The following is a 24896-nucleotide window of genomic DNA, read 5'->3' as shown; positions in this document are numbered from 1 at the left end:
ATGCAGATGGCCCCATGACCGAGTCTCCGCAACGCTCCGCCTTCTCCCATTTCCATCCCATCCTCACCCGTCCGCAGGACAATGACCACAACGGCCACCTCGCCGGCTCCACCGTGCATGCCTGCTTTGAAACCGCGATCCAGGCCTTCTTGGTCGAACAGGCCGAGTTGGACCTGCGCGACGGTGAACTGGCCGGTTTTGTTGTAAGTTCGGCGGCAGATTTCTTCGCCTTGCCTGGCTTTCCCGACGTGCTTGAGGTGGGCCTGGGTGTGACCCGTCTGGCGGGCAGTACCGTTGAGTTCCGCCTGGCGCTGTTCCGCCCGGGCGAGGCCGAAGCCTGTGCGGCGGGCAGCATGGTGCAGGTGTTCATCGAGCGTGCCTCGGGCCGCCCGGCGGCACTGCCGGAAACGCTGCAACTGATCCTCGCCGGGCTGTCGCTCAATCGTTGAGGCGAATGATCCCTTCGCGTACAGCGAACAGCACCAGGCCGGGCACGTCGTGGATCTGCAAGCGGTGCATGATCTGCGAGCGGTGCGCCTCGACAGTCTTGATGCTCAAACCCAGGCCGTCGGCGATGGAGCGGGTGGTCTCGCCCCGGGCGATGAGGCGCAGGATTTCCAGCTGGCGAGTGGTCAGGGGTGGTGGCTGGACCTGATTCGCAACGCGCTTGCGACTGTGTTTGAGAGCCTGGCCGATGACCATCGGCAGTACCGCTGAAGACAGGTACTGGCCACCACCGCGCAGGGTTTGCAGAGCCTGCTCCAGTTCGGTCACCGTAGCGTTCTTGAGCAGAAAACCATGGGCGCCGAGCTGCAGGCAGCTCATTACATGCTCAAGCTCCGAGCGCGACGAGAACATCAGCACTCGGCTGGCAGGGGCGCGGATGAATAGTTCCTGCAGGGCCTGCTGACTGTCCAGCTCGCCGCTCATGTCGAGCACCACAATATCTGGCTTGAGCTTTTCGGCCAGGCTCACGGCACTCATGGCATCACCGGTGTCGCCCACCACGACGAAATCTTTCTTCTGCTCCAGCAGGGCACGTAGGCCAGCGCGGAAGAGGGGCGAATGATCGGCAAGCAGAATTCGGCAAGGCATGGATTAGGGCCTGTTTCGCAAGAGAAGGGGGGCGGCAGGCCTGCTCGATCCGAAAGCGCACTGCCGCGCAACTGCGCGATCAGTCCTTGTCTGCCGATGGGCGCGGCAGTGCCTCTTATCATAGGCGTTCGAACACCGACGGCAGTAGTGGGCGCAGGGGCAGGCCCAGCGCATGGACGCTTTCGCTGTGGCCGATGATCAGCAGGCCTCCGGGGCGCAGGTGTGCCAGCAGGTGTTGAAGCACCTCGCTCTTGTAGCGTGGTGCCAGGCTCGACAACAGGTTGCGCAGCAGGATGACGTCGAAGCTGCCGAGATAAGCAGGCATGGGGCGGATCAGGTTGATGGCCTGGAAGCGTACCCGCTCTCGCAGAGCCTGAGCGATGCACAGCCGCCCGGCCATCTTGCCGACGTCGCACAGGCAGTGACGGGTCAGCCAGCCCTCGGGGAAGTAACGGGCCTGGGCAATGTCGTAGATCCCATTGTCTGCGCTTTCCAGCAGTTGCGGGTCGAAATCACTGGCCAGCACCTCCCAACCGGGGTGGCGGGCTTTTTCCGCGGCTACCATTGCCAGGCTCCAGGCCTCCTCACCGGTGGCGCAGGCGGCGCTCCACAGACGGGCGGGGTGGTCGAGTTCGGCCAGCCAGGAGGCCAGGCATTCGAAATGCCGATGTTCGCGAAAGAAATAACTGTCGCGGGCGACCAGCAGGCGCAGCAACTGTTCGTGCTCGTTTGTGCCTTGTGGGCTGTCGAGCAAGTCGAGGTAATGCTCGAAGCTAGCCAGGCCGAGAGCCTTCAAGCGCTTGTGCAGGCGCGTCGCGATCACGGTCCGGCGATCATCGGCCAGTTGCACACCCGTAGCCTGCATTACCCGCTGACGTATTGACGCAAAGCTTGCTTCGCTGAGCAGAGGTGGGCGGCGGCTTGGCATTCCTCAGCCTCTCCTGGCCCGGGGTAGACAGATGGAGTCGGTGAAGGTCGCGCGCATTCCCTGCGTCCTGTGCTTGGTCAAAACAGCGATAATAACTAGTGGCTAGTGGCCTCCATATCGGGGCGGCCCTTAATCCCTTGGCGTGCCTGCAAATGAAAAGGCCCTGCCGATGAGGGCAGGGCCTTAGGCGTCAGGCGTAAGCCTGGCGATCAGTCGCGCCAGTGGCGCTTGTGTTTGCGGTGACCGTAGTGGTGGCCACGGTCATAGTGGCGGCGATCATCATAGTCACGGCGGTAGCGGCGCGACTCATGGCGCTCGTCTTCATCGGCCTTGTTGCCCATGTAGTTGCCCAGTGCCCCACCAGCGCCGCCGCCGGCCGCCGCACCGATGTAGCTACCGGTGGTACCCCCCACCGAGCGACCGACCACGTTGCCGCCGGCCGCGCCCAGTGCGCCACCGATGGCCGCTTCGCCGCGCTGGCGCTTGTCGGCACCCAGGGCACCGCCGGCCGCGCCGCCCAGACCGGCACCGATGGCGCCGCCGGTGCTACCACCGATGGAGTTGCCCACCACGGAGCCCAGTACCCCACCCAATGCGCCGCCAATGCCGGCCTCGGTGGTGCCGCCTGCCATGGCAACGCCGCTGAGCAGACCAAAAGACAACAACAGAATCGAGGAGTACTTCTTCATCAAGAGAGCCTCAGAGGGATGACGAAGCGGAATTTGAGGCTCGGCGAAGCGGCTGGCAATCGGAATCCGACGAGTAGCACGAGTTGTACACAATTCTCTAAGTTATTGAATTTTGTATGAAACTTTCTCGATTTTTGCTTGTCTGAGGTAATTATGACAAAGCCCTGAACCGTTGCGGAACAGGGCTTTTTTGTGGGCGGCGTTCAGCTTTGCCGGGCGCGAATCAGATGATGCGCCCGTCGTCCCGCGCGCGCTCCAACTTGATGGCGATGAACTTCGACGTCGGCGTGTAACTGCCGTCACCGATGCTCTCCAGCGGCACCAGCGGGTTCACCTCCGGGTAGTAGGCCGCCGCCTGGCCAGCGGGGATGTCGAACGCCAGCAGGGTAAACCCATGCACCCGGCGCAGATGTTCATCGCCCCAGAGCGACACAATGTCGACCTTCTGCCCCGGCTGGAAGCCCAGGCGGACGATGTCGGCCTCGTTGACGAACAGCACGTCACGCTGGCCGCGCACGCCACGATAACGATCGTCCATGCCATAGATGGTGGTGTTGTACTGATCGTGCGAGCGCATCGACTGCATGATCAGGTCCGGTATCTGGCCGCTGGCACGCACGCGCTCGTCGAGCAGGCTGTCCGGTAGCAGATTGGCCTTGAAGTTGGCGCGGCCGCTGGCGGTCTTCCACTGGCGGCTGCCGGCACTGTTGCCCAGGTAGAAGCCGCCGGGCAGGCGCAGACGCTCGTTGAAGTCGGCAAAGCCCGGGATGGTGTCGGCGATCAGGTCGCGGATACGGTCGTAGTCGGCCACCAGCCAGTGCCAGTCCACTGGCTGCTTGCCCAAGGTGGCGGCGGCGATGCCGGCAACCACGGCGGGCTCCGAGCGCATCTGTCGGGACAGTGGTTTGAGCTGGCCGTTGGAGGCGTGGACCATGCTGAACGAGTCCTCCACCGTCACCGCCTGCGGGCCTTCGCCCTGCAGGTCGATATCGGTGCGGCCCAGGCACGGCAGGATCAACGCCTGTTTGCCATGAATCAGGTGGCTGCGGTTGAGCTTGGTGCTGATGTGCACGGTCAGCTCGCAGTTGCGCAGCGCCTGGGCGGTGCGCTCGGTGTCCGGCGTGGCCTGGGCGAAGTTGCCGCCTAAACCGATGAACACCTTGGCCCGGCCTTCCAACATGGCGTGGATGGCCTCGACGGTGTTGTGGCCGTTATGGCGCGGCACCGGGAAGCCGAAGCGTTTTTCGATGGCATCGAGCAGCAACACCGGTGGGCGTTCGTTGATGCCCATGGTGCGGTCGCCCTGCACGTTGCTGTGGCCGCGCACCGGGCACAGGCCGGCGCCCGGTACCCCGAGGTTGCCGCGCAGCAGCATCAGGTTGACGATTTCCTGGATGGTCGGCACCGAATGGCGGTGCTGGGTGATGCCCATGGCCCAGCACATGATCACGCGTTTGCCTTTGCAGTACATGTGTGCCGACAGCTCGATATCGGCCAGGGTCAGCCCGGACTGGGCCTGGATCTGTTCCCATGGGGTGGCGTCGACCACCGCCAGGTATTCGTCCACGCCATGGCCGTGTTCGGCGATGAAGGCATGATCGAAGATCGCCGGCGCGCCGCTGGCCTGGGCCTCACGCTCCCATTGCAGCAGGAACTTGGCCATGCCGCGCAGCAGCGCCATGTCGCCGCCCAGCGCCGGGCGGAAGAATGCGGTGTTGGTCGGTCGGTCGCTGTTGGTCAGCATCTCCAACGGGTTCTGCGGGTGCTGGAAACGCTCCAGGCCACGCTCCTTGAGCGGGTTGACACACACCACCTGGGCGCCGCGTTTCACCGCGTCACGCAACGGGTCGAGCATGCGAGGGTGGTTGGTGCCGGGGTTCTGGCCCCAGACGAAGATCGTGTCGGCGTGCTCGAAATCGTCGTACGTGACCGTGCCCTTGCCCACGCCGACGCTCTGGCCCAAGGCCACGCCGCTGGCCTCGTGGCACATGTTCGAGCAGTCGGGGAAATTGTTGGTGCCGTAGGCGCGCACGAACAGCTGATAGAGATAAGCCGCCTCGTTGCTGGCCCGGCCGGATGTATAGAACTCGGCCTGGTCGGGGCTTGCCAGGTTGTTCAGGTGCCGGGCGATCAGGGCGAAGGCGGCGTCCCAGTCGATCGGCCGGTAACGGTCGGTGATCGGGTCATAGACCATCGGCTCGGTCAGTCGGCCCTGGTACTCGAGCCAGTAGTCGCTCTGCCCCAGCAGCGCGCTCACGCTGTAGCGGGCGAAGAACGCGGCATCCACCCGGCGCTTGGTGGCTTCCCAGTTGACCGCCTTGGCGCCGTTCTCGCAGAACTTGACCATGCCGCTTTCGGGCGAGTCGCCCCAGGCGCAGCCGGGGCAGTCGAAGCCGCCGTTCTGGTTGGTCTTGAGCAGGGCGCGGATGTTCTTCAGGGCGTTGTCGCTGCCCACCCAGGCCTTGGCCACGCTGCGCAGCGCGCCCCAGCCGCCGGCGGGGCCGGGATAAGGTTTGTAGCGAGGGGTGGAGGCGGGGGCGTTGTCTGGCAGTTTTTCGTAGGAGGTCACGGCTGTTGCTACTCCGCCGCTGGGCTGAACACCCGCGGTGCGCTGTGTTTGGGCAGATGAATGAGGTTGAGGTTGTGCTTGCGGGCCCATTGCAGGGCCAGGCCGGTGGGCGCGGAAAGGCTTACCAGGGTCTGGATGCCGGCGCGCAGGACCTTCTGGATCAGTTCCAGGCTGCAGCGGCTGGTGACGATGGCCAGCCCCCCTTGGGTCTCGATGCGCTGGCGCAGCAGGGCGCCGATCAGCTTGTCCAGGGCGTTGTGCCGGCCAATGTCCTCGCGACCCAGCAGCAGCTGGCCGTCGCGGTCCATGAACAGTGCCGCGTGCACCGCACCGCAGTGCTGGCCCAGTGGCTGGAAGGCGTCGATGCGCTGGCGCAGGTCCTTCAGCCAGTGGGCAGGTGGCAGCGGCGCGCCAGGCAGCACGTTCAGCTCGGGCAGCGCCTGCTCCAATGCCTCGACGCCGCACAGGCCGCAACCGCTGGTGCCGGCCAGCTGGCGGCGCTGGTTCTTCAGGTTCCAGAAGGCGCGGCTGGATATCTCCAGGTCGGCGTAGAGCGCCGAACCGCTGCCGGAGAGCTTCATGTCGTAGATTTCCTCGGTACCGGCAACGATGCCGCTGCCGATGCTGAAACCGACGGCGAAGTCTTCCAGGTCGGTCGGGCTGACCAGCATCACCGCCTGGTTCAGGCCGTTGTAGACGATCGCCAACGCCACTTCCTCGGCCAGCGGGGTATTGTCGCGGGCGGCATCGGAAAGCTGGACGTAGTCGTAGGTGTTGCTGGCGGCGGGCAGGGCGAGAGGCGTTGACGCCGCGCAGACCGGTGGCTTGCTGTTCATCGGCTCGAATACCGGCTGGCAGTTTGACCCCACAAGCCTAGGCCCCTGTGCAGATGGCGTCTAATCGCTAGCGTCTATCCCGTGATAGAGCGCGTCGATTGGTCGCACCGGGGCGGGTTGGCCGATCCTGGCCTAGACTCCTGCTTCCATGGATTCACCATCAAAGGAGCGCCACATGAGCCTGTTCAGTTTCGTGAAGGAAGCCGGCGAGAAGTTGATCGACCTGCTGACCCCCGGCAATGCCAATGCCGAGGAACAGTTGAAGAAACACGTCAGTGACGTTGGCTTGGGCAACCCGAACATCTCGGCCACTGTAGAGGGTGACAAGGTCATCCTCAAGGGTGAGGTAAGCAGCCAGGAAGAGAAAGAGAAGATCATCCTGGCTGCAGGCAACATCGCCGGTGTGGCCTCGGTGGATGACCAGATCACCGTCACCGGGCCAATTGCTCAAGCTGCCCGGTTCGTCGAGGTCGAGAAGGGTGACACCCTGAGTGCCATCTCCAAGCGAGTCTACGGCGATGCCAACAAGTACCAGAAGATCTTCGAGGCAAACAAGCCGATGCTGAAGGATCCCAACAAGATCTATCCGGGGCAGGTGCTGCGTATTCCCGACTGAGGGGGCGCTTGTAGGAGCGGCTGAAGCCGCTCCTACGGGGCGATTGCGCAGTTACAACCCTTCCAGCAACTCCCGGTAATCCTCTACTGCCGTGAACTCCTGGGTATCGCGTGGCTCGGCCCGACTATCCGGCTGGCGCACAGCCAGCAGGTGCCCCACGCCAAATTGCCGGGCACTGCGCAGAATCGCCAGGGTGTCATCGATGAACAGGCTGCGCGCCGGCTCAAAGCCGATGTCCGCCTGCAGCGCATCCCAGAACTGCGGGCTCTCCTTCGGATAGCCATAGTCGTGCGAGCTGATCAGCCGCTCGAAGTACGGCGCCAGTTCAACCCGCTCCAGCTTCAGCGACAGCGAGTCGCGGTGGGCGTTGGTGATCATCACCACCCGCTTGCCGGCCTTGCGAATGGCGGCGAGGAAGGTATCGGCATCCGGCTTCAAGGCGATCAGGTCGGCGATCTCCAGCTTGAGCTCGCGGATCGGCAGGCGCAGTTCACGGCTCCAGAAGTCCAGGCAGTACCAGTTGAGCGTGCCGGCATGCTGTTCGAACAGCGGGCGCAGCTCGAGCTCGGCCATGGCCCGGCTCACGCCATGCAGCTCGGCGTAGCGCTGGGGCAGGTGCTGCAGCCAGAAGCGGTTGTCGTAATGGAGGTCGAGCAGGGTGCCGTCCATGTCCAGCAGGACGGTATCGATGGCGGACCAGGGAAGAACGGGCATGGGAAATTCTCGATCAGTCGGCAAGCCACGGTATAGTAACCCGTTCACGCCAAGGAGCCGCCCCATGCGCCAGAAACCCACCGTTCTCAGCCGCGAAATCGTCGCCAGCAGCCGCCTGTTCCGCGTGGAAGCCGTGCAGTTGCGCTTCTCCAACGGCACCGAGCGCACCTATGAGCGACTGGTTGGCCGCGGCAACGGCTATGGCGCGGTGATGATCGTGGCCATGCTCGATGCCGAGCATGCTGTGCTGGTCGAGGAATATTGCGGCGGTACCGACGAGTACGAGCTGTCGTTGCCCAAAGGCCTGATCGAGCCGGGCGAGGACGTGCTCGCCGCCGCCGACCGGGAGCTCAAGGAAGAGGCTGGTTTTGGCGCGCGTCAGCTGGAGCACCTGACCGAGCTGTCGCTGTCGCCCGGCTACATGAGCCAGAAGATTCAGGTGGTCCTAGCCACCGACCTGTACGAAGAGCGTCTGGAGGGCGACGAGCCCGAGCCGATGCGGGTCGACAAGGTCAACCTGCGCGAGCTCTCGGCCCTGGCCATGCACCCGCAGTTCAGCGAAGGCCGAGCACTGGCGGCGTTGTACCTGGCCCGTGACCTGCTGATCCAGCGTGGGGTGCTGAGCGTATGAATGATCGGCAACTGATGCAGGACGTGGTCAAGCTCGCCCTGTTGGCTGGCGAGGCGATCCTGCCGTTCTGGCGCGCTGACGTGGCGGTAAGCAACAAGGCCGACGATTCACCGGTGACCGCTGCCGACCTGGCAGCCCATCGGGTTATCGCCGATGGCTTGCAGGCGTTGGCGCCGCAGATTCCGGTGCTCTCCGAGGAGGACTGCGACATCCCGCTGGCAACCCGCGCAGGTTGGCAGCGCTGGTGGCTGGTCGATCCTTTGGATGGCACCAAGGAGTTCATCGCCGGTAGTGAGGAGTTCACCGTCAACATCGCGCTGATCGAAAACGGCGAGGTGGTGTTTGGCGTGGTGGCAATGCCGACCAATGGCCGCTGTTATTCCGGTGGGCGCGAGTTAGGTGCCTGGAAGACCGAGCATAACGAAGAGGCTCAACCGATCCAGGTGCGTAATGCCCCACCGGCGCATGAGCGGTTTACCGTCGTCGCCAGCCGTCGGCATTCCAGCCCGGAGCAGGAAGCGCTGCTGGCGGGGCTTGGGAGTGCGTTAGGGGAGCTGGAACTGGCCAACATCGGCAGCTCCTTGAAGTTCTGCCTGCTCGCCGAAGGCAGTGCCGACTGTTATCCGCGGCTGGCGCCGACCTCGCAGTGGGATACTGCCGCCGCCCAGGGCGTGCTGGAAGGTGCCGGGGGCGAGGTGATCGGGCTGGACGGGTTGCCGTTCCGCTACCCACCGCGTGAGTCGTTGCTCAATCCGTTCTTCCTGGCGTTGCCCCGCGCTGCTGAATGGCGACAGGCGCTCGTCGAACTGGCGAGTGCGATCAAAGCTTGAGCTTGTCGGGGCCGCTACGCGCCCCAAGCTTTCAGCGATGCAGCACGTATTGCCCGCTGAACGTCACCGCAGGCTCGTCACTACCCTCGTTGCTCACCACCGTCTCCAGCGTCAGGCGTGCCCGTCCACGACGTTGATACATTGTCAGAAACCGCTCCCAGGTCCTCTCGTCCGGCGCCGGGCAACGCGCCACGGCGGCCCCGGTGACTGGCAGCGGGTAGCTGATCTGCCCCTCCTGGATGACGATATGCCCGTCATCGATCCCCAGCTCGCGCAGACGCAGGTGCAGCCAGCCCCAACCCACCAGCACAGCGCCGCAGTACAGGCTGCCGCCGAACATGGTGCTCTTGTGGTTGACGTTGGGCGCCAAAGGCAGCTTCAGACGCAAGGTGTGCGCCTGCCAATCGATGACCTCCATGCCCATTTCGCGGGTCAGCGGAATATCGCTGTGCAGTACGGACTGCAGGTACTGGCTGTCGTTGCTCATTGACGGTTGTCCTCCTGGTCGTCGTGTCCGCCAAAGCTCAGGCTGTGCTTGCGCAGTTTGTCGTGCAGGGTCTTGCGCGGGATGCCAAGGGCCTCGGCGAGGCTGCGCATGGAGCTGTGCGGCTGCATCAGCTCGGCGGCGATCAGCGAGCGCTCGAATTGTTCGACCTGCTCGCTGAGGTTGCCGGCTGGCACCGGGACATGGCTATCGTTGGCCACCGCAGGCGCCTGGCCATCGAGGGCCAGCTCCAGGCCAAGGGCGAATCGTTCGGCGGCATTCTGCAGCTCGCGTACATTGCCCGGCCAGTCGTGGCGCAGCAGCAGGGCACGCTGCACCGGTTGCAGGTTGTGGGGGGGCAGGCCATGCCGGTCGCTGGCGGCGTCGGCGAAGTGCTGGAACAGCATCAGGATGTCGTCGCCGCGCTCACGCAGCGCGGGGATACGCAACGGTGCGACGTTCAGGCGGTAGTAGAGGTCAGCACGGAAACGCCCCTGGTCAGCGGCCTGGCGCAGATCTTCCTTGGTGGCGGCGATGATACGGATATCCAGCGGGATAAGCTGGTTGCCGCCCAGACGCTCGACCACCCGCTCCTGCAGCAGGCGCAGCAGCTTGACCTGAACATCCAAGCTCATGCTCTCGATTTCATCGAGGAACAGCGTCCCGCCATTGGCGAACTCGAACTTGCCGATGCGGCGCTTCTGCGCACCGGTGAAGGCGCCCGGCTCATGGCCGAACAACTCGCTCTCGACCACCGACTCGGCCAGTGCGCCGGCGTTGATCGCCACGAAGGGGCCGTCGCGCCGGCTCGACAGGTCGTGCAGCGCACGCGCCACCACCTCCTTGCCGGCGCCGGTTTCGCCAAGGATCAGCACGTCGGCGCGGGTGCCGGCCAGGGCGCCGATCTGCTCGCGCAGGCGCTGCATGCCGGGGGACTGGCCGAGCAGGCGCGTGGCCAACTGCTGGCGATCGCTCAGGGCCAGGCGCAGGCTACGGTTGTCGAGCACCAAGCGGCGCAGGGCCAGGGCGCGGCGCACGCTGTCGAGCAGGGCGTCGCTGGCGAAGGGCTTCTCGAGGAAGTCATAGGCCCCGGCGCGCATGGCCTGCACCGCCAATGGCACATCACCGTGGCCGGTGATCAGCAGCACCGGCAATTCGCTGTCGCGGGCGTGCAGTTGCTCCAGCAGTTGCAGGCCATCGATGCCGGGCATGCGGATATCGCTGACCACAACCCCCGGCCAGTCTTCCTCGAGGCGTTCGGCCAAGCCTTGGGCTTCGGCCAGGGCCACCACCTTGAGCCCGGCCAGGTCCAAGGTCTGGCTCAGGGCTTGGCGCAGGTGCGGGTCGTCATCGACCAGGATCACCTGGGCACGGCTGTCGATGGGTGTCTCGGTGCTCATGCCGAGGTGTCCTCCGAAGATTGCAGATTGGCGCCGGGCTTGGCCACGCGCAGTTTCAGGGTCAGCAGGGCACCGCCTTCAGGGTGGTTGCCCAGCAGCAACTCGCCGCCGAGCGCGTGCATCAGGCTTTCGCAGATAGCCAGCCCCAAGCCGAGGCCCTGGGTGCGGGTCTTGGTGGTGAAGAACGGCTCCTTGGCGTGCTCCAGGGCCTGGCGGCTGAAGCCTGGGCCATTGTCGCGGATGTACAGGTAGACGCAGCCGTCCTGGCGTTCGGCACTTAGCCAGAGCCTGCGCGGGTTGGCTTTTTCGGTCAGGGCATCGAGGGCGTTGGCCAGCAGGTTGCCCAGTACCTGGCGCAGGCGGGTTTCGCCGGCCTGCACCCACAGGGTGGCCTCAGGCAGGTCGCGCACCAGCTCTACGGCCATGGCCCGGCGACGCTTGGCCAGCAGCGCCAGGGCATCATCCAGGGCCGGTTGCAGGGCAACGCTCTCCGGGGCGTGCTGGTCGCGGCGGGCGAAGGCGCGCAGGTGGGCGATGATCGAGGCCATGCGCCCGGTCAGTTCGCCAATCAGCTTGAGGTTGCCGCGCACGTCCTCGGTGCGCTGATGGTCGAGGAGGATCTCGGCGTTCTCGGCATAACTGCGAATCGCCGCCAACGGCTGATTGAGCTCATGGCTTATGCTCGCCGACATGGTGCCCAGCACGGAGAGCTTGCCGGCCTGGACCAGTTCGTCCTGGGCGCGCACCAGCTCTTGCTGGGCGCTTTCGCGCTCCAGCACCGCGCTCTTAAGCCGGGTATTGAGGCCTTCCAAATCGGCGGTGCGCTCGATCACGCGCTTTTCCAGCTCTTGTCGGGCACGGGCCTCGAAGTCGATGCGGTCGATATAGTGGCGTCGGCGCTGCATCACCAGGCCAGCCAGGAGCATGGTCACCAGCAGCGCGCCACCGCCGATGGCCATGACCGTCTGCACCGAGCGGTCGACCAGCAGGCGTGGGGCGAGGATGTTCACCTGCCAGCCGGTTTCCTTGATGTCGCGGGTCTGGATCAGCCAGGCGTCACGGTCAAGGCTCAGCGGCTGTGGAGCCTGGGTCGGGTAGGGCTGGATGGCGACGATGGCCTGGCGCTCGGCCGCGGTCAATTCGCGGGTGGCGCGGAACCGCCAGTCCGGGCGTGAGGTGAGCACCACCACGCCGTTCTGGTCGGTCAGCAGCAGTTGTTCCGGCGTGCGGCCCCACAGGGTTTCGGTGTGGTCGAGGTCGACCTTGACCACCAGCACGCCGATCACCTTGTCGCGGTCGTGCACGGCGGCGGCGAAGAAGTAGCCGCGCTTGGCCGAAGTGGTGCCCTGGCCGAAGAACCGTCCCAGCCGCCCCTCCATCGCCTCGATGAAGTACGGGCGGAACGAGAAGTTGCGGCCGACGAAGCTGTCCTGCTTGTCCCAGTTGGACGCGGCCAGGGTGTTGCCGCTGACATCCATCAGGTACATCACCTCGGCACCGGTCTGCTGGGTGATGTCCTTGAGCAACCGGTTGGCGTTGGTCACCGCCTCGAGGCGGAACGGGTCGGCCAGCACGCCGCGCAGCGCCGGCAGGTCGCCGAGGATCTGCGGCAGGGTTTCGTAGCGGTGCAAGGTGCCCAGCAGGTTGGCAACGTAGAGGTCGAGGGTCTGGCGATTCTGCGAGGCCAGCTCATCCTGGTAGTAGCGTTCGGCCAGGTGGTGCAGCGGCCACAGCAGTGGGGCCAGGCACAGCGCCAGCAGGGCCAGGCTGCGCCAGCGGGGGCGGCGGGGAGGCGTGGGTCTTGGGATCATCGCAATAAGGGCGCCAGTAGGATCTGGCGCAATTATGCGCTACTTGAGGCAGTCGATGAGTGCATCGTGCCAGTGCGGTTGGCTGACGTGCCATTCACGGGCCAGGCGGGAACAATCCAGGCGTGAGTTGAGCGGTCGTCTTGCCGGTGTCGGGTACTCGCTGGAAGGGATCGGCAGCAGTTCGGCGCAAGGCCGCCCCTGGGCCTTGAGCTGGTCAGCGATGGCCTGGGCGAAGCCGAACCAGGAGGTCTCGCCCTGTGCGGTCAGGTGGTAGGTGCCCCAGGCACCGGCCTGGCCGTCGCGCCAGCGCTCGATCAGCGCGCGGGTGCTGGCGGCGAGGGTGCCTGCCCAGGTCGGGGCGCCGATCTGGTCGTTGACGACTTTCAGCTGTGGACGTTCCTGAAGCAGGCGCTGCATGGTCAGCAGGAAGTTGCGTCCATGCAGCGAATAGACCCAGCTGGTGCGCAGGATCAGATGTTCACCGGCGACAGCGGTGATGGCCTGTTCGCCCGCCAGCTTGCTTCGGCCATAGACGCTCAGTGGATTGGGGGCGTCATCCTCGCTGTAGGGAGCTGGCTTGCTGCCGTCGAAGACATAGTCGGTGGAGTAGTGGATCAGCGGTGCGCCGAGCCGTGCGGCTTCTTCGGCCAGTATCCGGGGCGCTTCGGCGTTGATGGCATGGGCCAGCTGCGTTTCGCTTTCGGCCTGGTCGACTGCCGTGTAGGCGGCGGCGTTGATGATCAGGTCGGGCGCCATCTGGCGCAGCACGGCGCGCAGTTGCCCTGGTCGGGCCATGTCGAACCCGTCACGACCGAGCCGCTGCATATCGCCCAGGCCGCGCAATGCTTCCTGGAGTGCCAGTGCAACCTGGCCGTGGCGGCCGCAGACGAGGATCTTCATGGGAACAGCTGTGCATCGGCAAATGACATGGCGGCCTGGTCCTTGGCCGACAGCAACGGTTGCAGGCCGTTCAGCTGCCAGTCGATGGCCAGCTGCGGGTCGTCCCAGCGGATGCCGTACTCGGCGTCGGGGTTGTAGTAGTCGGTGGTCTTGTAGAGCACTTCGGCCGACTCGCTCAACACCCGGAAACCATGGGCGAAACCGGGTGGCAGCCACAGTTGGCGGTGGTTGGTGGCGGACAGTCGCACCGCCACCCACTGGCCCAGGGTTGGCGAGCTGCGACGGATGTCCACCGCCACGTCGAGGATATCGCCTTGCAGCACGCGGACCAGTTTGCCCTGGGCATTTTGCAACTGGTAGTGCAGCCCACGTAGCACTCCGTGTAGGGAGCGAGAGTGGTTGTCCTGGACGAATGGCGTATCGATGCCGGTGCGCAGGGCGAAGTCGCGGGCGTTGTAGCTTTCGTAGAAGAACCCTCGGCTGTCACCGAACACCTTGGGCTCGATGATCAGGACGTCGGGAAGTGCGGTGGAGATGACATTCATGGCTGTTCTTCGGCCAGTTGGCTCAGGTATTGGCCGTAGCCGGTCTTTTGCAGTTCGCAGGCCTTGGCCAGCAGTTGCTCACGGCTGATCCAACCGTTCTGGAAGGCGATCTCTTCCAGGCAGGCCACCTTCAGCCCCTGGCGATGTTCGAGGGTCTGCACGTACTGCGAGGCTTCCAGCAGGCTGTCGTGCGTGCCGGTGTCGAGCCAGGCGAAGCCACGGCCGAAGCGTTCTACGCGCAGGTCGCCGCGTGCCAGGTAGGCGTTGTTGATGTCGGTGATCTCCAGTTCGCCGCGGGCTGACGGGCGGATGCTCTTGGCGATGTTCACCACATCGTTGTCGTAGAAGTACAGGCCGGTCACGGCAAAGCTGGACTTGGGTTGCCGGGGCTTCTCCTCGATCGACAACGCCCGGCCATCGGCGTCGAACTCGATCACGCCAAATCGCTCCGGGTCCTTGACCCAGTAGCCGAACACGGTGGCGCCCGAGGTGTGCTTCACTGCACGCTGCAACTGTTCGCTGAAGCTCTGGCCGTGAAAGATATTGTCGCCAAGAATCAGGCAGACGGCATCTTCACCGATGAACGACTCTCCGATCAGGAACGCCTGTGCCAGCCCGTCGGGGGACGGCTGTTCGGCATAGCTTATGTGAATGCCGAACGGGCTGCCGTCACCGAACAACTGGCGGTACTGCGGCAGGTCTTGTGGCGTGGAGATCAGCAGGATGTCGCGGATGCCGGCGAGCATCAGCACCGATATCGGGTAGTAGATCATCGGTTTGTCGTAGATCGGCAGCAACTGCTTGGAGACACCGAGGGTGATGGGGTGCAGGCGGGTGCCCGTGCCGCCGGCCAGGACGATTCCTTTAGTCATGCGATCAGGTCCTTGAAGTCCGAATTGCCCAGGCGCTGTCCTTGATAGCTGCCGTCCTGGACCTGGCGGCACCAGTCGAGATTGTTCAGGTACCACTGCACGGTCTTGCGCAAGCCTGAGGCGAAGGTTTCCTGCGGTACCCAACCGAGCTCACGCTCGATCCTGCCGGCATCGATAGCGTAGCGCAGGTCATGCCCCGGGCGGTCCTGGACGTGGGTGATCAGGTCGGTGTAGCGGGTCACCCCGGCGGGGTGCGCAGGGGCCAGCTCTTCCAGCAGCGCACACACGGCCTGCACCACGTCGATGTTCCGCTGCTCGTTGTGGCCGCCGATGGTGTAGGTCTGGCCGACCTCTCCAGCGGTAACGATCCGGAGCAGGGCTCGGACGTGATCCTCGACGTACAGCCAGTCGCGGACTTGCTGGCCATCGCCGTACACCGCAAGCGGCTTGCCGGCCAGGGCGTTGAGGATCATCAACGGGATCAGCTTTTCTGGGAAGTGATACGGGCCGTAATTGTTGGAGCAGTTGCTGATCACCGTCGGCAGGCCGTAGGTACGTTGCCAGGCGCGGACCAGATGATCGGCTGCCGCCTTGCTGGCCGAGTAGGGAGAGCTGGGGGCGTACGGGGTGTTTTCATCGAACAGTCCGTCGGGGCCGTGCAGGTCGCCGAACACTTCGTCGGTGGAAACGTGGTGGAAGCGGAACGTGTCGCGGGCAGGCTTTTCAAGCGAGCTCCAGTAACCGCGAGCGGCCTCCAGCAGGCTGTAGGTGCCGACGATATTGGTGTAAATGAAGTCCGCCGGGCCATCGATGGAGCGGTCGACGTGCGACTCTGCGGCCAGGTGCATGATGGCGTGTGGCTGGAACCTGGCAAGCAAGGCGCTGACACTGACCTGGTCGGCGATATCAGCCTGGACAAATTCATAGCGGGGGTTGTCGGCGATCCGCTGCAGGGACTGCAGGTTGCCCGCGTAGGTCAACTTGTCGAGATTGAGCACTTCATGCTCGGTATGGTCAATCAGGTGGCGGATCAGGGCCGAGCCGATGAAGCCGGCGCCGCCGGTGACGAGAATGCGCATGTGCAGATGCCTGTGCGGAAAACGTGGTGGCAGATGCCTAGCTTGTTGGCTGGCGTCGTCTGTTGCAAGTCTTGTTGCAGGGCGGCCTGTCGTCTGTGCAAGGCTGCCACTTGCTTATCGGCAGCGGTGGTGGCGATATAAGCGACAAAAAAACGAGGTTTCCCGTTCATGCTCCTGAGCACCCTGATCCAGCGTTCGAGCCAGCCCAGTCCTTCACTTGGCGAGGCCCAGGCCCATGCCCTGCTGAGGTCGCACTACGACTTGCAGGGCACGTTGCAGGTGCTGGGCAGCCAGCAGGACCTCAACTTTCGCGTGGACAGCGACCAGGGCCGCTTCGTGCTCAAGGTCTGCCATGGCGGCTATGCGGCGGTCGAACTGCAAGCCCAGCATGCGGCGCTGGCGTTCCTGCATGGGCAAGGCGTGCCAGTGCCGGTAGTGCGCAAAGCCAGTACCGGCGAGCTATTGCTGGACCTCGAGGTCGATGGCCAGCCGCTTCGGGCCCGCCTGCTCGATTACATCGACGGGCAGCCACTGACCCGCCTGGGCCATTTGCCAGCGCGGGTGATGGCTGAGCTCGGTACGCTTTGCGCCCGTGTCGATGAGGCGCTAGCCGATTTCGACCATCCAGGCCTCGAGCGCACCTTGCAGTGGGATCCGCGCCATGCCCAGGTACTGATCCCGCATTTGTCGCCCGTGTTGCAGAATGCCCAGCGCCGGGCGCAGGTGGAGCAGGTCGCCCAGTCGGCAGCCGCACGTCTGCAACCGTTGGTCGACCTGCTGCCGATCCAGGCCGTGCACCTGGACATCACCGACGACAACGTGGTCTGGGCGCGCGATGCCGAGCGGCAGTGGCAGGTGCAGGGTGTCATCGACTTCGGTGACCTGGTGCGTACCTGGCGCATCGCTGATCTGTCGGTGACCTGCGCGGCCTTGCTGCATCACGCCGAGGGCGACCCGCTGCGGATCCTGCCGGCGGTCAGCGCCTACCATGCCGTGAATCCCCTGCAGGACTCGGAGTTGCGCGCCCTCTGGCCGCTGGTGCTGAACCGAGCAGCCGTGCTGGTGCTCAGCAGCGAACAGCAACTGGCCATCGATCCGGACAACCAGTACACCCGTGACAACATCGCCCATGAGTGGGAGATCTTAGATACGGCCTGCGCCGTGCCCGCAGCTTTGATGGAGGCGGCGATCCTCCAGGCGGCTGGGCGCAAACCGGCCAGCATCGATCTTGGCGATTGCGCCGTGTTGCTGCCGACGCTGAACGGCGAGGCGATGACCCGGGTCGACTTGGGCGTGCTCAGCCCCCACTGCGAGGCGGGCAACTGGGAGCAACCCGGCTTTGACCAGCGCCTGCTTGCTGCCCAGCCGGGGCCGGCGTGCAGCCTGCATGGGCAGTACCGCCTGTCGCAAACCCACATCGACCGGCCTGAAGAACCGGCTACCTGCGCCTTGGGCGTGGAGCTGAACCTGTTACCCGGCACCGCGTTGCAGGCGCCCGCTGCTGGGGTATGGCAATGCATCGGCGATGGCCGTGGCTGCCTGCGCACCGCGCACTGGAGTCTGTGGCTCGATGGCCTGGAGGAGGCACCGACCGATGGCCAGGCGTTGCGCAAGGGCCAGGCCATCGGCGCGACCTGTGGGTACCTTCGCGTGCAGCTGTGCGTGGATACCGATATCCGTCCGCCATTCTTTGCCACGCCCTCCCACGCTGCCGCCTGGCTGGCCCTGTGCCCGTCACCGCGCACCCTGCTCGGCTTCGACTGCGATGCCGAGCCGCTGGCCGACGCACGGGCCCTGCTGGCCCGTCGCGATGCCAGCTTCGCACGCTCGCAGAAGCACTACTACGCCCAGCCTCCGCATATCGAGCGCGGTTGGCGCAACTACCTCATCGACATGCAGGGCCGCTCGTACCTGGACATGCTCAACAACGTCGCGGTGCTTGGCCATGGTCATCCGCGCATGGCCGCCGAGTCGGCGCGCCAGTGGTCGCTGGTCAACACCAACTCGCGCTTTCACTACGCAGCCATCGCCGAATTCTCCGAACGCCTGCTGGAAGTGGCCCCGGAAGGCTTCGACCGGGTGTTCCTGGTCAACAGCGGCACCGAGGCCAATGACCTGGCGATTCGTCTGGCCTGGGCCTACAGCGGCGGGCGCGACCTGCTCAGCGTGCTGGAGGCCTATCACGGCTGGTCGGTGGCCACTGACGCGATCTCCACCTCCATCGCCGACAACCCCCAGGCCCTGGAGACCCGGCCAGACTGGGTGCATCCGGTGGAGGCGCCGAACACCTTCCGCGGTCGCTACCGGGGCGCTGACAGCGCCGCCGACTACCTGCGCGATGTCGATGCCAAGCTGGCCGACCTCGACGCCCGTGGTCGCCAGTTGGCCGGGATGATCTGCGAACCGGTGTACGGAAACGCTGGGGGCATCTCGTTGCCGCCGGGCTACCTGCGCGAGGCCTACGCCAAGGTGCGCCAACGCGGCGGGGTGTGCATCGCCGACGAGGTGCAGGTCGGTTACGGGCGCCTGGGCGAGTACTTCTGGGGCTTCGAGGAGCAGGGCGTGGTGCCGGACATCATCACCATGGCCAAGGGCATGGGCAACGGCCAGCCGCTGGGCGCGGTGATCACCCGGCGCGAGATCGCCGAGGCGCTGGAGGCCGAGGGCTACTTCTTCTCGTCGGCCGGTGGCAGCCCGGTCAGTTGCCGCATCGGCATGGCGGTGCTGGAGGTGATGCGCGACGAAGGGTTGTGGGACAACGCCCGAGACGTGGGCCGTTACTTCAAGGCTCGGCTGCAGGCATTGGTCGATAAATATCCGCTTGCTGGCGCCGCCCATGGTTCTGGGTTCTACCTGGGGCTGGAGTTGGTGCGTGATCGCCAGACGCTGGAACCCGCGACCGAGGAGACCATGATCCTGTGTGATCGCCTGCGCGATCTGGGGATCTTCATGCAGCCGACCGGCGACTACCTGAACATCCTCAAGATCAAGCCACCGATGTGCACCACGCGGGCCAGCGTGGACTACTTCGTCGACAGCGTGGAGCGGGTCCTCGACGAAGGGCTCTGATTCAAGGCATGCAGGCCTGGTAAATCGATTGTTATCGGTTTGTCAGGCTTTTTTATGCCTAAATATTTTATGATTATCTATTTAATGTCGATATTTATCGGTTGTATTATCGACGGATCATTACGCTGCCTATATTGGCGGGCCTGCATCTTTTTCGATCACCGACCTGGCGCCCCTGGCCCCGGGCCTTCGCAGAGGTTACCCATGAAGACCCTCAACTCGACCCCCCGCGCCGACGGTTTCCACATGCCCGCCGAGTGGGCCCCGCAGACCCAGGTGTGGATGGTCTGGCCGGAGCGTCCGGACAACTGGCGCCTGGGCGGCAAGCCGGCGCAGGCCGCGCACGTGACCCTGGCCAAGGCCATCGCCCGCTTCGAGCCGGTCACCGTGGCGGTGTCCGCCGGGCAGTACGAGAACGCCCGTCGCCAGCTCGACCTGCCCAACATCCGCGTGGTCGAGATCAGCAACGACGACGCCTGGGTGCGTGACACCGGCCCGACCTTCGTCATCAACGACCACGGCGAGGTACGCGGCGTGGACTGGGGCTTCAACGCCTGGGGCGGTTTCGACGGCGGCCTGTACGCGCCCTGGAACCGTGACGAGGAGCTGGCCGCCAAGGTCATGGAGATGGAGCGCGTGCAGCGTTACCACACCGAAGGCTTCGTGCTCGAAGGCGGTTCGATCCACGTCGATGGCGAAGGCACCCTGATCACCACCGAAGAATGCCTGCTCAACCGCAACCGCAACCCGCACCTGGACCGCGAACAGATCGAGGAGATCCTGCGCGAGCACCTGGCGGTCGAGACCATCGTCTGGCTGCCGGACGGCCTGTACAACGACGAGACCGATGGCCACGTCGACAACTTCTGCTGTTACGTCAGCCCAGGCGAAGTGTTACTGGCCTGGACCGATGATTCCAATGACCCCAACTATGCACGCTGCCACGCCGCCTACGAGGTGTTGAAAAACACCCGCGATGCCAAAGGGCGCGAGTTCGTGGTGCACAAAATGCCGATCCCGGGGCCGCTGTATGCCACCCAGGCAGAATGCGACGGCGTCGATCACGTGGCGGGCAGCCAGGAGCGCGACCCTTCGGTACGCCTGGCCGGTTCCTACGTGAACTTCCTGATCGTCAACGGGGGCATCATCGCCCCGAGTTTCGACGACCCGGCTGATGCCCAGGCCAGAGCGATCCTGGCCAAGGTTTTCCCGGACCACGAAGTGGTGATGATCCCAGGGCGTGAACTGCTGCTTGGCGGTGGCAACATTCACTGCCTGACCCAGCAGCAGCCGGCACCGGTCAAACGCTGATCGGCCACTGAGAGAAAAGCCCGTCGCAAGACGGGCTTTTTTTTGCTGGCGATAGTCGGACACTTGGAATGGCACAGCAATTGTATTGATTTTTCCTCGTACTTCAGGGGAATCGGCCTACGCCGTTCTGTAACGTGCCTGAAGTAACTTAGCCGCTCACTCGGCCCAGGGAGTACGTGAGGAAATGAACGCAGCAAGTGAGTCGGCTTTGCCCTCAACGGCGGCCAGTCACCAATCGCTCAGAATCCTGGCTCAGTGGTTGAAACGTCATGGAGACGATCGGGTCAGGACGACCGACCCACGACGCCTGCTGGATGGGCGATACCCCCAAGGCCTGATCAGCGAGGAAGAGCTCGAAGCTCTGCTGGCTGTCTGGCATTGACCGGGAAGGAACCCGTCGCAGAAAAAAACGCCACCGCAATTGCGGTGGCGTTTTCGTTTGGGCGGCCCGTCCTTGATGCTCGCTGCTGTCACAACTCAGAAGCTATAGGTTCCGGTCACCACCAGGCTGCGCGGATCGCCCACTTGGATCTGCGCCGCACTGGTGGCCGAGCTGTAGTAGGTCTTGTCGGTGATGTTGCTCAACGCCGCGCGTACATCCCAGTCGTGGGTGCGATAACCGGCCAGCGCGTCCCAGCGGCCGTAGCCCGGCAGGATCACGGTGTTCTGGTTGTCGGCGTAGCGGTCGCCGACCAGGGTCAGGCCGGTTTCGGCGTACCAGCCCAGCTCCGGCTTCCAGGTCACGAACAGGCTGGCGTTACGCTTGGCCACGTCGTTGATGCGGTTGCCCTGCTGGCCGTTGTTGTCCTTGACGATGGTCGCGTCCTGCAGGCCGATGCCGCCGCGCACATACCAGTTGCCCACCACGTTGCCGGTGGCGGTTAGCTCGATGCCGCGTGAACGCTGCAGGCCGCTGAGCTGGATCAGTTCCGGGTTGATCGGGTCGCGGGTACGGCGGTTGTACAGTTCCAGTTCGTAGATCGCCAGGGTGGTGCTCAGGCGTTCGTCGAACCATTCGCTCTTGACCCCGATCTCCTTCTGCCGGGTCTGTTCCGGGTCGGTCTGGTTGGCGTTGCCGGCCGCGCCAGGGGTGATGCCTATCAGGCCGCCACCGACCGGAGAGTAGGTCTTGCTCCAGGAGGCATAGAAGGAGTGATCCTGCCAGGGGGTGTACACCACGCCGATACGCGGACTGAAACTGTTGTCCTTCTGCTTTTCCGAGATGTTGCGCAGTTTGTTGGTGGTGTCCACCTCGAACTGGTCGAAGCGCCCGCCGGCCAGCAGCTGCCACTGGTCGTTGAGGCGGATCTGGTCCTGCAGGTAGATCCCTCGGCTCTCGACGTCGGTGTGGTTGTTGCTGGACACCCGCATCGTGCCGTTGTGCTGCTGGCTGGCCGTGGCCCCCTGCAGCGGTACCGAGGGCACGCCCACGCCTTGGCTCAGCAGCGAGTTGCGACGCTGTTCGCCCATTTCCAGACCCACCAGCAGCGTGTGCTCCAGACCGAAGGTTTCTACATGACCTTCGAGTTCGACGGTGTTGTAGAGATTGCGGGTGCTCAGGTCCTGCTGCCAGCGCTGGCGGTCCACCAGTCCGGTAGCGGGGCGGTAGGCGGTCAGGTAGGTATTGTCGAAGTCGCTCTCCAGGGTGAACAGGCTGAAGGTGTGGCGCAGTTGCCACTGGTCATTCAGCTCGTAGTTCAGGCGCGAACGCAGCGACTCGGCGCGGTCGTTGATGTAGTCGCGCTGGGTGTCGCCGTAGGTGGTCTTGCGGCTGACATCGGCCGGGCGCCCGGTGAGCGGGTTGCCGGGGATGCCACGGTCGGGCGTGCGGTCGTAACGGCTGTACTCATACTGCACCAGCCAGTTCAGCTCGGGGGTGATCTGCCAGCTCATGGACGGGGCGAACAGTTGGCGGTGGTTGCCGTCAATGCCGTCGCGGAAGCTGTTCTTGTCCTCGTTGCCCAGGTTCAGGCGCAGGCTGAGGGTGTCGCTGGGGTCGGCGCTGAGGTCGGCATATAGGCTGCGCAGGTCCTGGCTGCCACCTTGAGCCTCGATGCTCGAGCGGCGGCCGTGCTCCGGCGCCTTGCTCACCCGGTTGACGATGCCGCCCTGGCTGCCACGGCCATAAAGCACTGCCGCTGGCCCCTTGAGTACCTCGACCCGCTCGATGTTGTGCAGGTCGCGGGTGTACTGGCTGTCGTCGCGGACTCCGTCCAGGTAGAAGTCGTTGCTGGCGTCGAAGCCGCGGATACGCAGGCTGTCGAAGCGGGTGTCGGCGCCACTGCTGACGTTGGGGATGCCTTCCAGCGCCTTGCCCAGGTTGCTGCTGCCGTAGTCCAGCACGTTGCGGGTCTTCACCGAATCGATGGCCTGTGGCACGTAGCGCGCGGGGGTCGAGGTGCGGGTCGCGGTGGTCACGTCCTTGACTCGCGGGTTGTCCTCTTCGCGGGTGCTGTCGGCGGTCACCGAGGTTTCCGGCAGTGTGGTGGTGGCGGCACTGGCCAGGCCGGTGCTGAACAGCAGCGACAGGCCCAGAGTCAAGGGTGAGAGGCGGCAGGGGGCAGGCATCGAAGGCGTCCAAGGGAGGAGTGAGAAATTGGGCGCGAATGGTAATGCTTGCTATTTGCTGTTGCATCGACATTTGTAAAGGGTTGCCTTTACATATGTTTCAAGATGTTGCTATTTGTTTGAATTGATTTGAAGTGTATTGGCATTCACAAGGATGCGCTTCGGAATGGCTTGTGGAAGCGGCGGTGAGTGCAACGTTGCTCTGCGCGTGACCGCGCAGTGGGAAGAACAGGGCAGTTCAAGGCTTTCGGAAGGACTGCGGGAACATGGCCGTATGACGGTTTTATGGATTTCGACTGCTTTCCACAAAAGAGACAAATTTGCGCTGACCCACGACAGATATGCATGTAAATGCACCAGTGCTGACCTTGTTTTTGGTTATATCAACCTGCATTTCACGTTTTTTTGACATGTATAAGCAGGCAGGGCTAGGATTCGGGCTCTACGCCTGCTGGCCATTCTCTGGCCATGCGGCTGCAAGGCCCGTTGCAGACCATTGGCGGGCCTTCGGCTTGGATCCGCATAGCGTCGAACCTACGAAGGGGCGTTGGTTCCTGGCGTTCTGATGCAGAGCGTTTTTGAATACGAAATAAGGAAAATAACATGTTGAAAACCAGGATCAGCCTGGTCGCCCTGGCGATGATCGCCGCGACCCAGGCACAGGCCAATGACCAGGCCGAGAGCAAGGGCTTCATCGAGGACAGCCACGCCAACGTCCTTCTGCGCAACGCCTTCATCAACCGTGACAAGAAGCATCACACCAACGACCAGTCTCAGTGGGGCCAGGGTGTCATCGCCAACTTCTCCTCCGGTTTCACCCAAGGCACCGTCGGTGTAGGTGTCGACGCCTTCGGCCTGTACGCCCTGCGCCTCGATGGCGGCAAGGGCCGTAACCAGGGTGGCGGTGTCGACTTCTTCAAGCGTTCCGATCCCACTTTCGATGGTGAAAAGACCAACGCTCCGCACAACCTGGCCCGTGGTGGCGCTGCGGTGAAGTTCCGTGTTTCGAACACCGTACTCAAATACGGTGACCAGATGCCGGCCCTGCCGGTCCTGCAGTACGACGACGGTCGCCTGCTGCCAGAAAGCTTCACCGGCACCATGATCACCTCCAAGGAGATCAAGGGCCTGGAAATCAACGCCGGCCGCTTCACCCAGGAAGCGCGCAAGAGCGCCGAGCGTCGCGATGGCGGCGGCCTGAAGTCGATCAACGTGCTCGGCGGCAGCTACAAGTTCACCGACAACTTCACCGCGTCGCTGTACACCGCCGACAACGAAGACGTGATGAAGAAGCACTACCTGGGCTTGAACTACGTCTTCCCGATTGCCAGCGACCAGTCCCTGACCCTGGACTTCAACGGCTACAAGTCGGACATCGACAACAAGTACGTGCGTGCCGCCAAGCTCAACGGCGACTCCAACACCATCTGGAGCCTGGCCGCCACCTACGCTTACGGCCCGCACTCGTTCACCCTGGCGCACCAGCGCAGCACCGGCAGCACCGGCTACAACTACGGCTGGTACCAGAACGATGGTGGCGTGGGTGACGGTGGCTCGACCATCTACCTCGCCAACTCCTACTGGTCCGACTTCAACGCAGAAGACGAGCGCTCCTGGCAGCTGGGCTACGGCCTGGACTTCGGTGCCTTCGGCGTGCCGGGGCTGACCTACAAGTTTGCCTATGTAGTGGGTGACAACATCAACACCCGTAAAGTCGGCGCCCCACAAGGCTTCGGTGAAGGTAAAGAGCGCGAGATCTTCAACCAGATCCGTTACGTGGTTCAGGAAGGCCCGGCCAAGGACCTGTCCGTCAAACTGCGTAGCTCCTTCCTGCGGACCAACAATGCTGTCCAGCAGAACGGTTACAACGACGACGGCAACGAAGTCCGCGTATTCGTCGAGTACCCGATCAGCATCTTCTGATCCTGATCCCGCGTCACCCGCAGCCC

The 24896-nt window shown here is 64.1% G+C and carries 22 protein-coding genes; 8 read left to right on the top strand and 14 right to left on the bottom strand.

What is annotated here, in order from left to right; translation table 11 throughout:
• Nucleotides 1-14 precede the first annotated feature (14 nt).
• Nucleotides 15-449: an acyl-CoA thioesterase gene (locus BMY03_RS15680; RefSeq protein WP_094011634.1), complete on the top strand. Its 435-nt coding sequence runs from the start codon at nucleotides 15-17 to the stop codon at nucleotides 447-449.
• On the opposite strand, the gene BMY03_RS15675 is transcribed toward BMY03_RS15680, so the two are convergent.
• From BMY03_RS15675 to fdhD, 5 genes are all read right to left on the bottom strand, one after another.
• Nucleotides 439-1095: a response regulator gene (locus BMY03_RS15675; RefSeq protein WP_023630630.1), complete on the bottom strand. Its 657-nt coding sequence runs from the start codon at nucleotides 1093-1095 to the stop codon at nucleotides 439-441. The genes BMY03_RS15680 and BMY03_RS15675 overlap by 11 nt on opposite strands.
• Nucleotides 1096-1213: 118 nt before the next feature.
• Nucleotides 1214-2023 carry a CheR family methyltransferase gene (locus tag BMY03_RS15670; protein WP_094011598.1) on the bottom strand — a complete coding sequence of 270 codons (810 nt, stop codon included), beginning with the start codon at nucleotides 2021-2023 and terminating at the stop codon, nucleotides 1214-1216.
• 209 nt (nucleotides 2024-2232) lie between these two features.
• Complete coding sequence (locus BMY03_RS15665) at nucleotides 2233-2712, bottom strand: glycine zipper domain-containing protein (RefSeq protein ID WP_038707165.1); 480 nt, start codon at nucleotides 2710-2712, stop codon at nucleotides 2233-2235.
• Between the two features lie 223 nt (nucleotides 2713-2935).
• On the bottom strand, nucleotides 2936-5281 hold the full coding sequence (locus BMY03_RS15660) for an FdhF/YdeP family oxidoreductase (RefSeq protein ID WP_094011597.1): 2346 nt from the start codon (nucleotides 5279-5281) through the stop codon (nucleotides 2936-2938).
• 8 nt (nucleotides 5282-5289) lie between these two features.
• Nucleotides 5290-6117 (bottom strand): formate dehydrogenase accessory sulfurtransferase FdhD, encoded by an 828-nt coding sequence (gene fdhD / locus BMY03_RS15655; RefSeq protein WP_094011596.1) that lies wholly within the window; start codon nucleotides 6115-6117, stop codon nucleotides 5290-5292.
• A 175-nt stretch (nucleotides 6118-6292) separates the two neighbouring features.
• Between fdhD and lysM the strand changes: the two genes are divergently transcribed.
• Complete coding sequence (gene lysM, locus BMY03_RS15650; protein ID WP_023630345.1) at nucleotides 6293-6733, top strand: peptidoglycan-binding protein LysM; 441 nt, start codon at nucleotides 6293-6295, stop codon at nucleotides 6731-6733.
• A gap of 51 nt (nucleotides 6734-6784) precedes the next feature.
• Here the strand turns inward: lysM and yrfG are convergent, their stop codons facing one another.
• Nucleotides 6785-7447 carry a GMP/IMP nucleotidase gene (gene yrfG / locus BMY03_RS15645; RefSeq protein WP_023630346.1) on the bottom strand — a complete coding sequence of 221 codons (663 nt, stop codon included), beginning with the start codon at nucleotides 7445-7447 and terminating at the stop codon, nucleotides 6785-6787.
• Nucleotides 7448-7511: 64 nt separating this feature from the next.
• Here yrfG and nudE point away from each other — a divergent pair, with 64 nt between their 5' ends.
• Entirely contained in the window at nucleotides 7512-8078 is a 567-nt protein-coding gene (gene nudE / locus BMY03_RS15640; RefSeq protein ID WP_023630347.1) for an ADP compounds hydrolase NudE, read from the top strand.
• A complete protein-coding gene (cysQ, locus tag BMY03_RS15635) occupies nucleotides 8075-8908 on the top strand; it encodes a 3'(2'),5'-bisphosphate nucleotidase CysQ (protein ID WP_094011595.1) in 834 nt (277 codons plus the stop codon). The genes nudE and cysQ overlap by 4 nt, the downstream gene beginning before the upstream one ends.
• A gap of 31 nt (nucleotides 8909-8939) precedes the next feature.
• On the opposite strand, the gene BMY03_RS15630 is transcribed toward cysQ, so the two are convergent.
• From BMY03_RS15630 to rfbB, 7 genes are read right to left on the bottom strand one after another with little or no spacing between them, the layout of a single operon-like run.
• Complete coding sequence (locus BMY03_RS15630; protein ID WP_094011594.1) at nucleotides 8940-9395, bottom strand: thioesterase domain-containing protein; 456 nt, start codon at nucleotides 9393-9395, stop codon at nucleotides 8940-8942.
• Complete coding sequence (locus BMY03_RS15625; protein WP_094011593.1) at nucleotides 9392-10792, bottom strand: sigma-54-dependent transcriptional regulator; 1401 nt, start codon at nucleotides 10790-10792, stop codon at nucleotides 9392-9394. Before BMY03_RS15625 ends, BMY03_RS15630 begins: the two co-directional genes overlap by 4 nt.
• Nucleotides 10789-12603: a sensor histidine kinase gene (locus BMY03_RS15620; RefSeq protein ID WP_094011592.1), complete on the bottom strand. Its 1815-nt coding sequence runs from the start codon at nucleotides 12601-12603 to the stop codon at nucleotides 10789-10791. Before BMY03_RS15620 ends, BMY03_RS15625 begins: the two co-directional genes overlap by 4 nt.
• Nucleotides 12604-12642: 39 nt before the next feature.
• Nucleotides 12643-13503: a dTDP-4-dehydrorhamnose reductase gene (rfbD, locus tag BMY03_RS15615; protein ID WP_094011591.1), complete on the bottom strand. Its 861-nt coding sequence runs from the start codon at nucleotides 13501-13503 to the stop codon at nucleotides 12643-12645.
• Entirely contained in the window at nucleotides 13500-14048 is a 549-nt protein-coding gene (gene rfbC, locus BMY03_RS15610) for a dTDP-4-dehydrorhamnose 3,5-epimerase (RefSeq protein ID WP_094011590.1), read from the bottom strand. Before rfbC ends, rfbD begins: the two co-directional genes overlap by 4 nt.
• Entirely contained in the window at nucleotides 14045-14920 is an 876-nt protein-coding gene (gene rfbA / locus BMY03_RS15605; RefSeq protein ID WP_094011589.1) for a glucose-1-phosphate thymidylyltransferase RfbA, read from the bottom strand. The genes rfbC and rfbA overlap by 4 nt, the downstream gene beginning before the upstream one ends.
• The gene (rfbB, locus tag BMY03_RS15600) at nucleotides 14917-15999 is read right to left on the bottom strand and encodes a dTDP-glucose 4,6-dehydratase (protein ID WP_094011588.1); all 1083 of its coding nucleotides are present in this window, start codon (nucleotides 15997-15999) and stop codon (nucleotides 14917-14919) included. The genes rfbA and rfbB overlap by 4 nt, the downstream gene beginning before the upstream one ends.
• Nucleotides 16000-16167: 168 nt before the next feature.
• Between rfbB and BMY03_RS15595 the strand changes: the two genes are divergently transcribed.
• Together BMY03_RS15595 and aguA are read left to right on the top strand one after the other, a co-directional pair.
• A complete protein-coding gene (locus BMY03_RS15595; protein ID WP_094011587.1) occupies nucleotides 16168-19068 on the top strand; it encodes an aminotransferase in 2901 nt (966 codons plus the stop codon).
• 204 nt (nucleotides 19069-19272) lie between these two features.
• Nucleotides 19273-20379, top strand: a complete 1107-nt coding sequence (gene aguA, locus BMY03_RS15590; RefSeq protein ID WP_023630147.1) for an agmatine deiminase — start codon at nucleotides 19273-19275, stop codon at nucleotides 20377-20379.
• 477 nt (nucleotides 20380-20856) lie between these two features.
• Here the strand turns inward: aguA and BMY03_RS15580 are convergent, their stop codons facing one another.
• Entirely contained in the window at nucleotides 20857-22947 is a 2091-nt protein-coding gene (locus BMY03_RS15580) for a TonB-dependent receptor (RefSeq protein WP_094011586.1), read from the bottom strand.
• Between the two features lie 166 nt (nucleotides 22948-23113).
• On the opposite strand from BMY03_RS15580, the gene BMY03_RS26170 reads away from it, so the two are divergent.
• Both BMY03_RS26170 and BMY03_RS15575 read left to right on the top strand, forming a co-directional pair.
• On the top strand, nucleotides 23114-23356 hold the full coding sequence (locus tag BMY03_RS26170; RefSeq protein WP_143067555.1) for a hypothetical protein: 243 nt from the start codon (nucleotides 23114-23116) through the stop codon (nucleotides 23354-23356).
• 194 nt (nucleotides 23357-23550) lie between these two features.
• Nucleotides 23551-24870 carry an OprD family porin gene (locus BMY03_RS15575; protein ID WP_023630145.1) on the top strand — a complete coding sequence of 440 codons (1320 nt, stop codon included), beginning with the start codon at nucleotides 23551-23553 and terminating at the stop codon, nucleotides 24868-24870.
• Nucleotides 24871-24896: the final 26 nt, after the last annotated feature.

The organism is Pseudomonas soli (genome assembly GCF_900110655.1).
Classification (GTDB): domain Bacteria; phylum Pseudomonadota; class Gammaproteobacteria; order Pseudomonadales; family Pseudomonadaceae; genus Aquipseudomonas; species Aquipseudomonas soli.
This window is presented reverse-complemented; position numbering and strand designations above follow the sequence as displayed.

Coding starts and splice junctions, on each gene's coding strand:
- cysQ (WP_094011595.1), top strand. CDS start 8,075: ATGAATGATCGGCAACTGATGCAGGACGTGGTCAAGCTCGCCCTGTTG.
- nudE (WP_023630347.1), top strand. CDS start 7,512: ATGCGCCAGAAACCCACCGTTCTCAGCCGCGAAATCGTCGCCAGCAGC.
- rfbD (WP_094011591.1), bottom strand. CDS start 13,503: ATGAAGATCCTCGTCTGCGGCCGCCACGGCCAGGTTGCACTGGCACTC.
- rfbA (WP_094011589.1), bottom strand. CDS start 14,920: ATGACTAAAGGAATCGTCCTGGCCGGCGGCACGGGCACCCGCCTGCAC.
- BMY03_RS15580 (WP_094011586.1), bottom strand. CDS start 22,947: ATGCCTGCCCCCTGCCGCCTCTCACCCTTGACTCTGGGCCTGTCGCTG.
- BMY03_RS15620 (WP_094011592.1), bottom strand. CDS start 12,603: ATGATCCCAAGACCCACGCCTCCCCGCCGCCCCCGCTGGCGCAGCCTG.
- BMY03_RS15595 (WP_094011587.1), top strand. CDS start 16,168: ATGCTCCTGAGCACCCTGATCCAGCGTTCGAGCCAGCCCAGTCCTTCA.
- BMY03_RS15680 (WP_094011634.1), top strand. CDS start 15: ATGACCGAGTCTCCGCAACGCTCCGCCTTCTCCCATTTCCATCCCATC.
- BMY03_RS15575 (WP_023630145.1), top strand. CDS start 23,551: ATGTTGAAAACCAGGATCAGCCTGGTCGCCCTGGCGATGATCGCCGCG.
- BMY03_RS15665 (WP_038707165.1), bottom strand. CDS start 2,712: ATGAAGAAGTACTCCTCGATTCTGTTGTTGTCTTTTGGTCTGCTCAGC.
- lysM (WP_023630345.1), top strand. CDS start 6,293: ATGAGCCTGTTCAGTTTCGTGAAGGAAGCCGGCGAGAAGTTGATCGAC.
- BMY03_RS15630 (WP_094011594.1), bottom strand. CDS start 9,395: ATGAGCAACGACAGCCAGTACCTGCAGTCCGTACTGCACAGCGATATT.
- rfbB (WP_094011588.1), bottom strand. CDS start 15,999: ATGCGCATTCTCGTCACCGGCGGCGCCGGCTTCATCGGCTCGGCCCTG.
- BMY03_RS15670 (WP_094011598.1), bottom strand. CDS start 2,023: ATGCCAAGCCGCCGCCCACCTCTGCTCAGCGAAGCAAGCTTTGCGTCA.
- rfbC (WP_094011590.1), bottom strand. CDS start 14,048: ATGAATGTCATCTCCACCGCACTTCCCGACGTCCTGATCATCGAGCCC.
- yrfG (WP_023630346.1), bottom strand. CDS start 7,447: ATGCCCGTTCTTCCCTGGTCCGCCATCGATACCGTCCTGCTGGACATG.
- BMY03_RS15625 (WP_094011593.1), bottom strand. CDS start 10,792: ATGAGCACCGAGACACCCATCGACAGCCGTGCCCAGGTGATCCTGGTC.
- fdhD (WP_094011596.1), bottom strand. CDS start 6,117: ATGAACAGCAAGCCACCGGTCTGCGCGGCGTCAACGCCTCTCGCCCTG.
- BMY03_RS26170 (WP_143067555.1), top strand. CDS start 23,114: ATGGCTTGTGGAAGCGGCGGTGAGTGCAACGTTGCTCTGCGCGTGACC.
- aguA (WP_023630147.1), top strand. CDS start 19,273: ATGAAGACCCTCAACTCGACCCCCCGCGCCGACGGTTTCCACATGCCC.
- BMY03_RS15675 (WP_023630630.1), bottom strand. CDS start 1,095: ATGCCTTGCCGAATTCTGCTTGCCGATCATTCGCCCCTCTTCCGCGCT.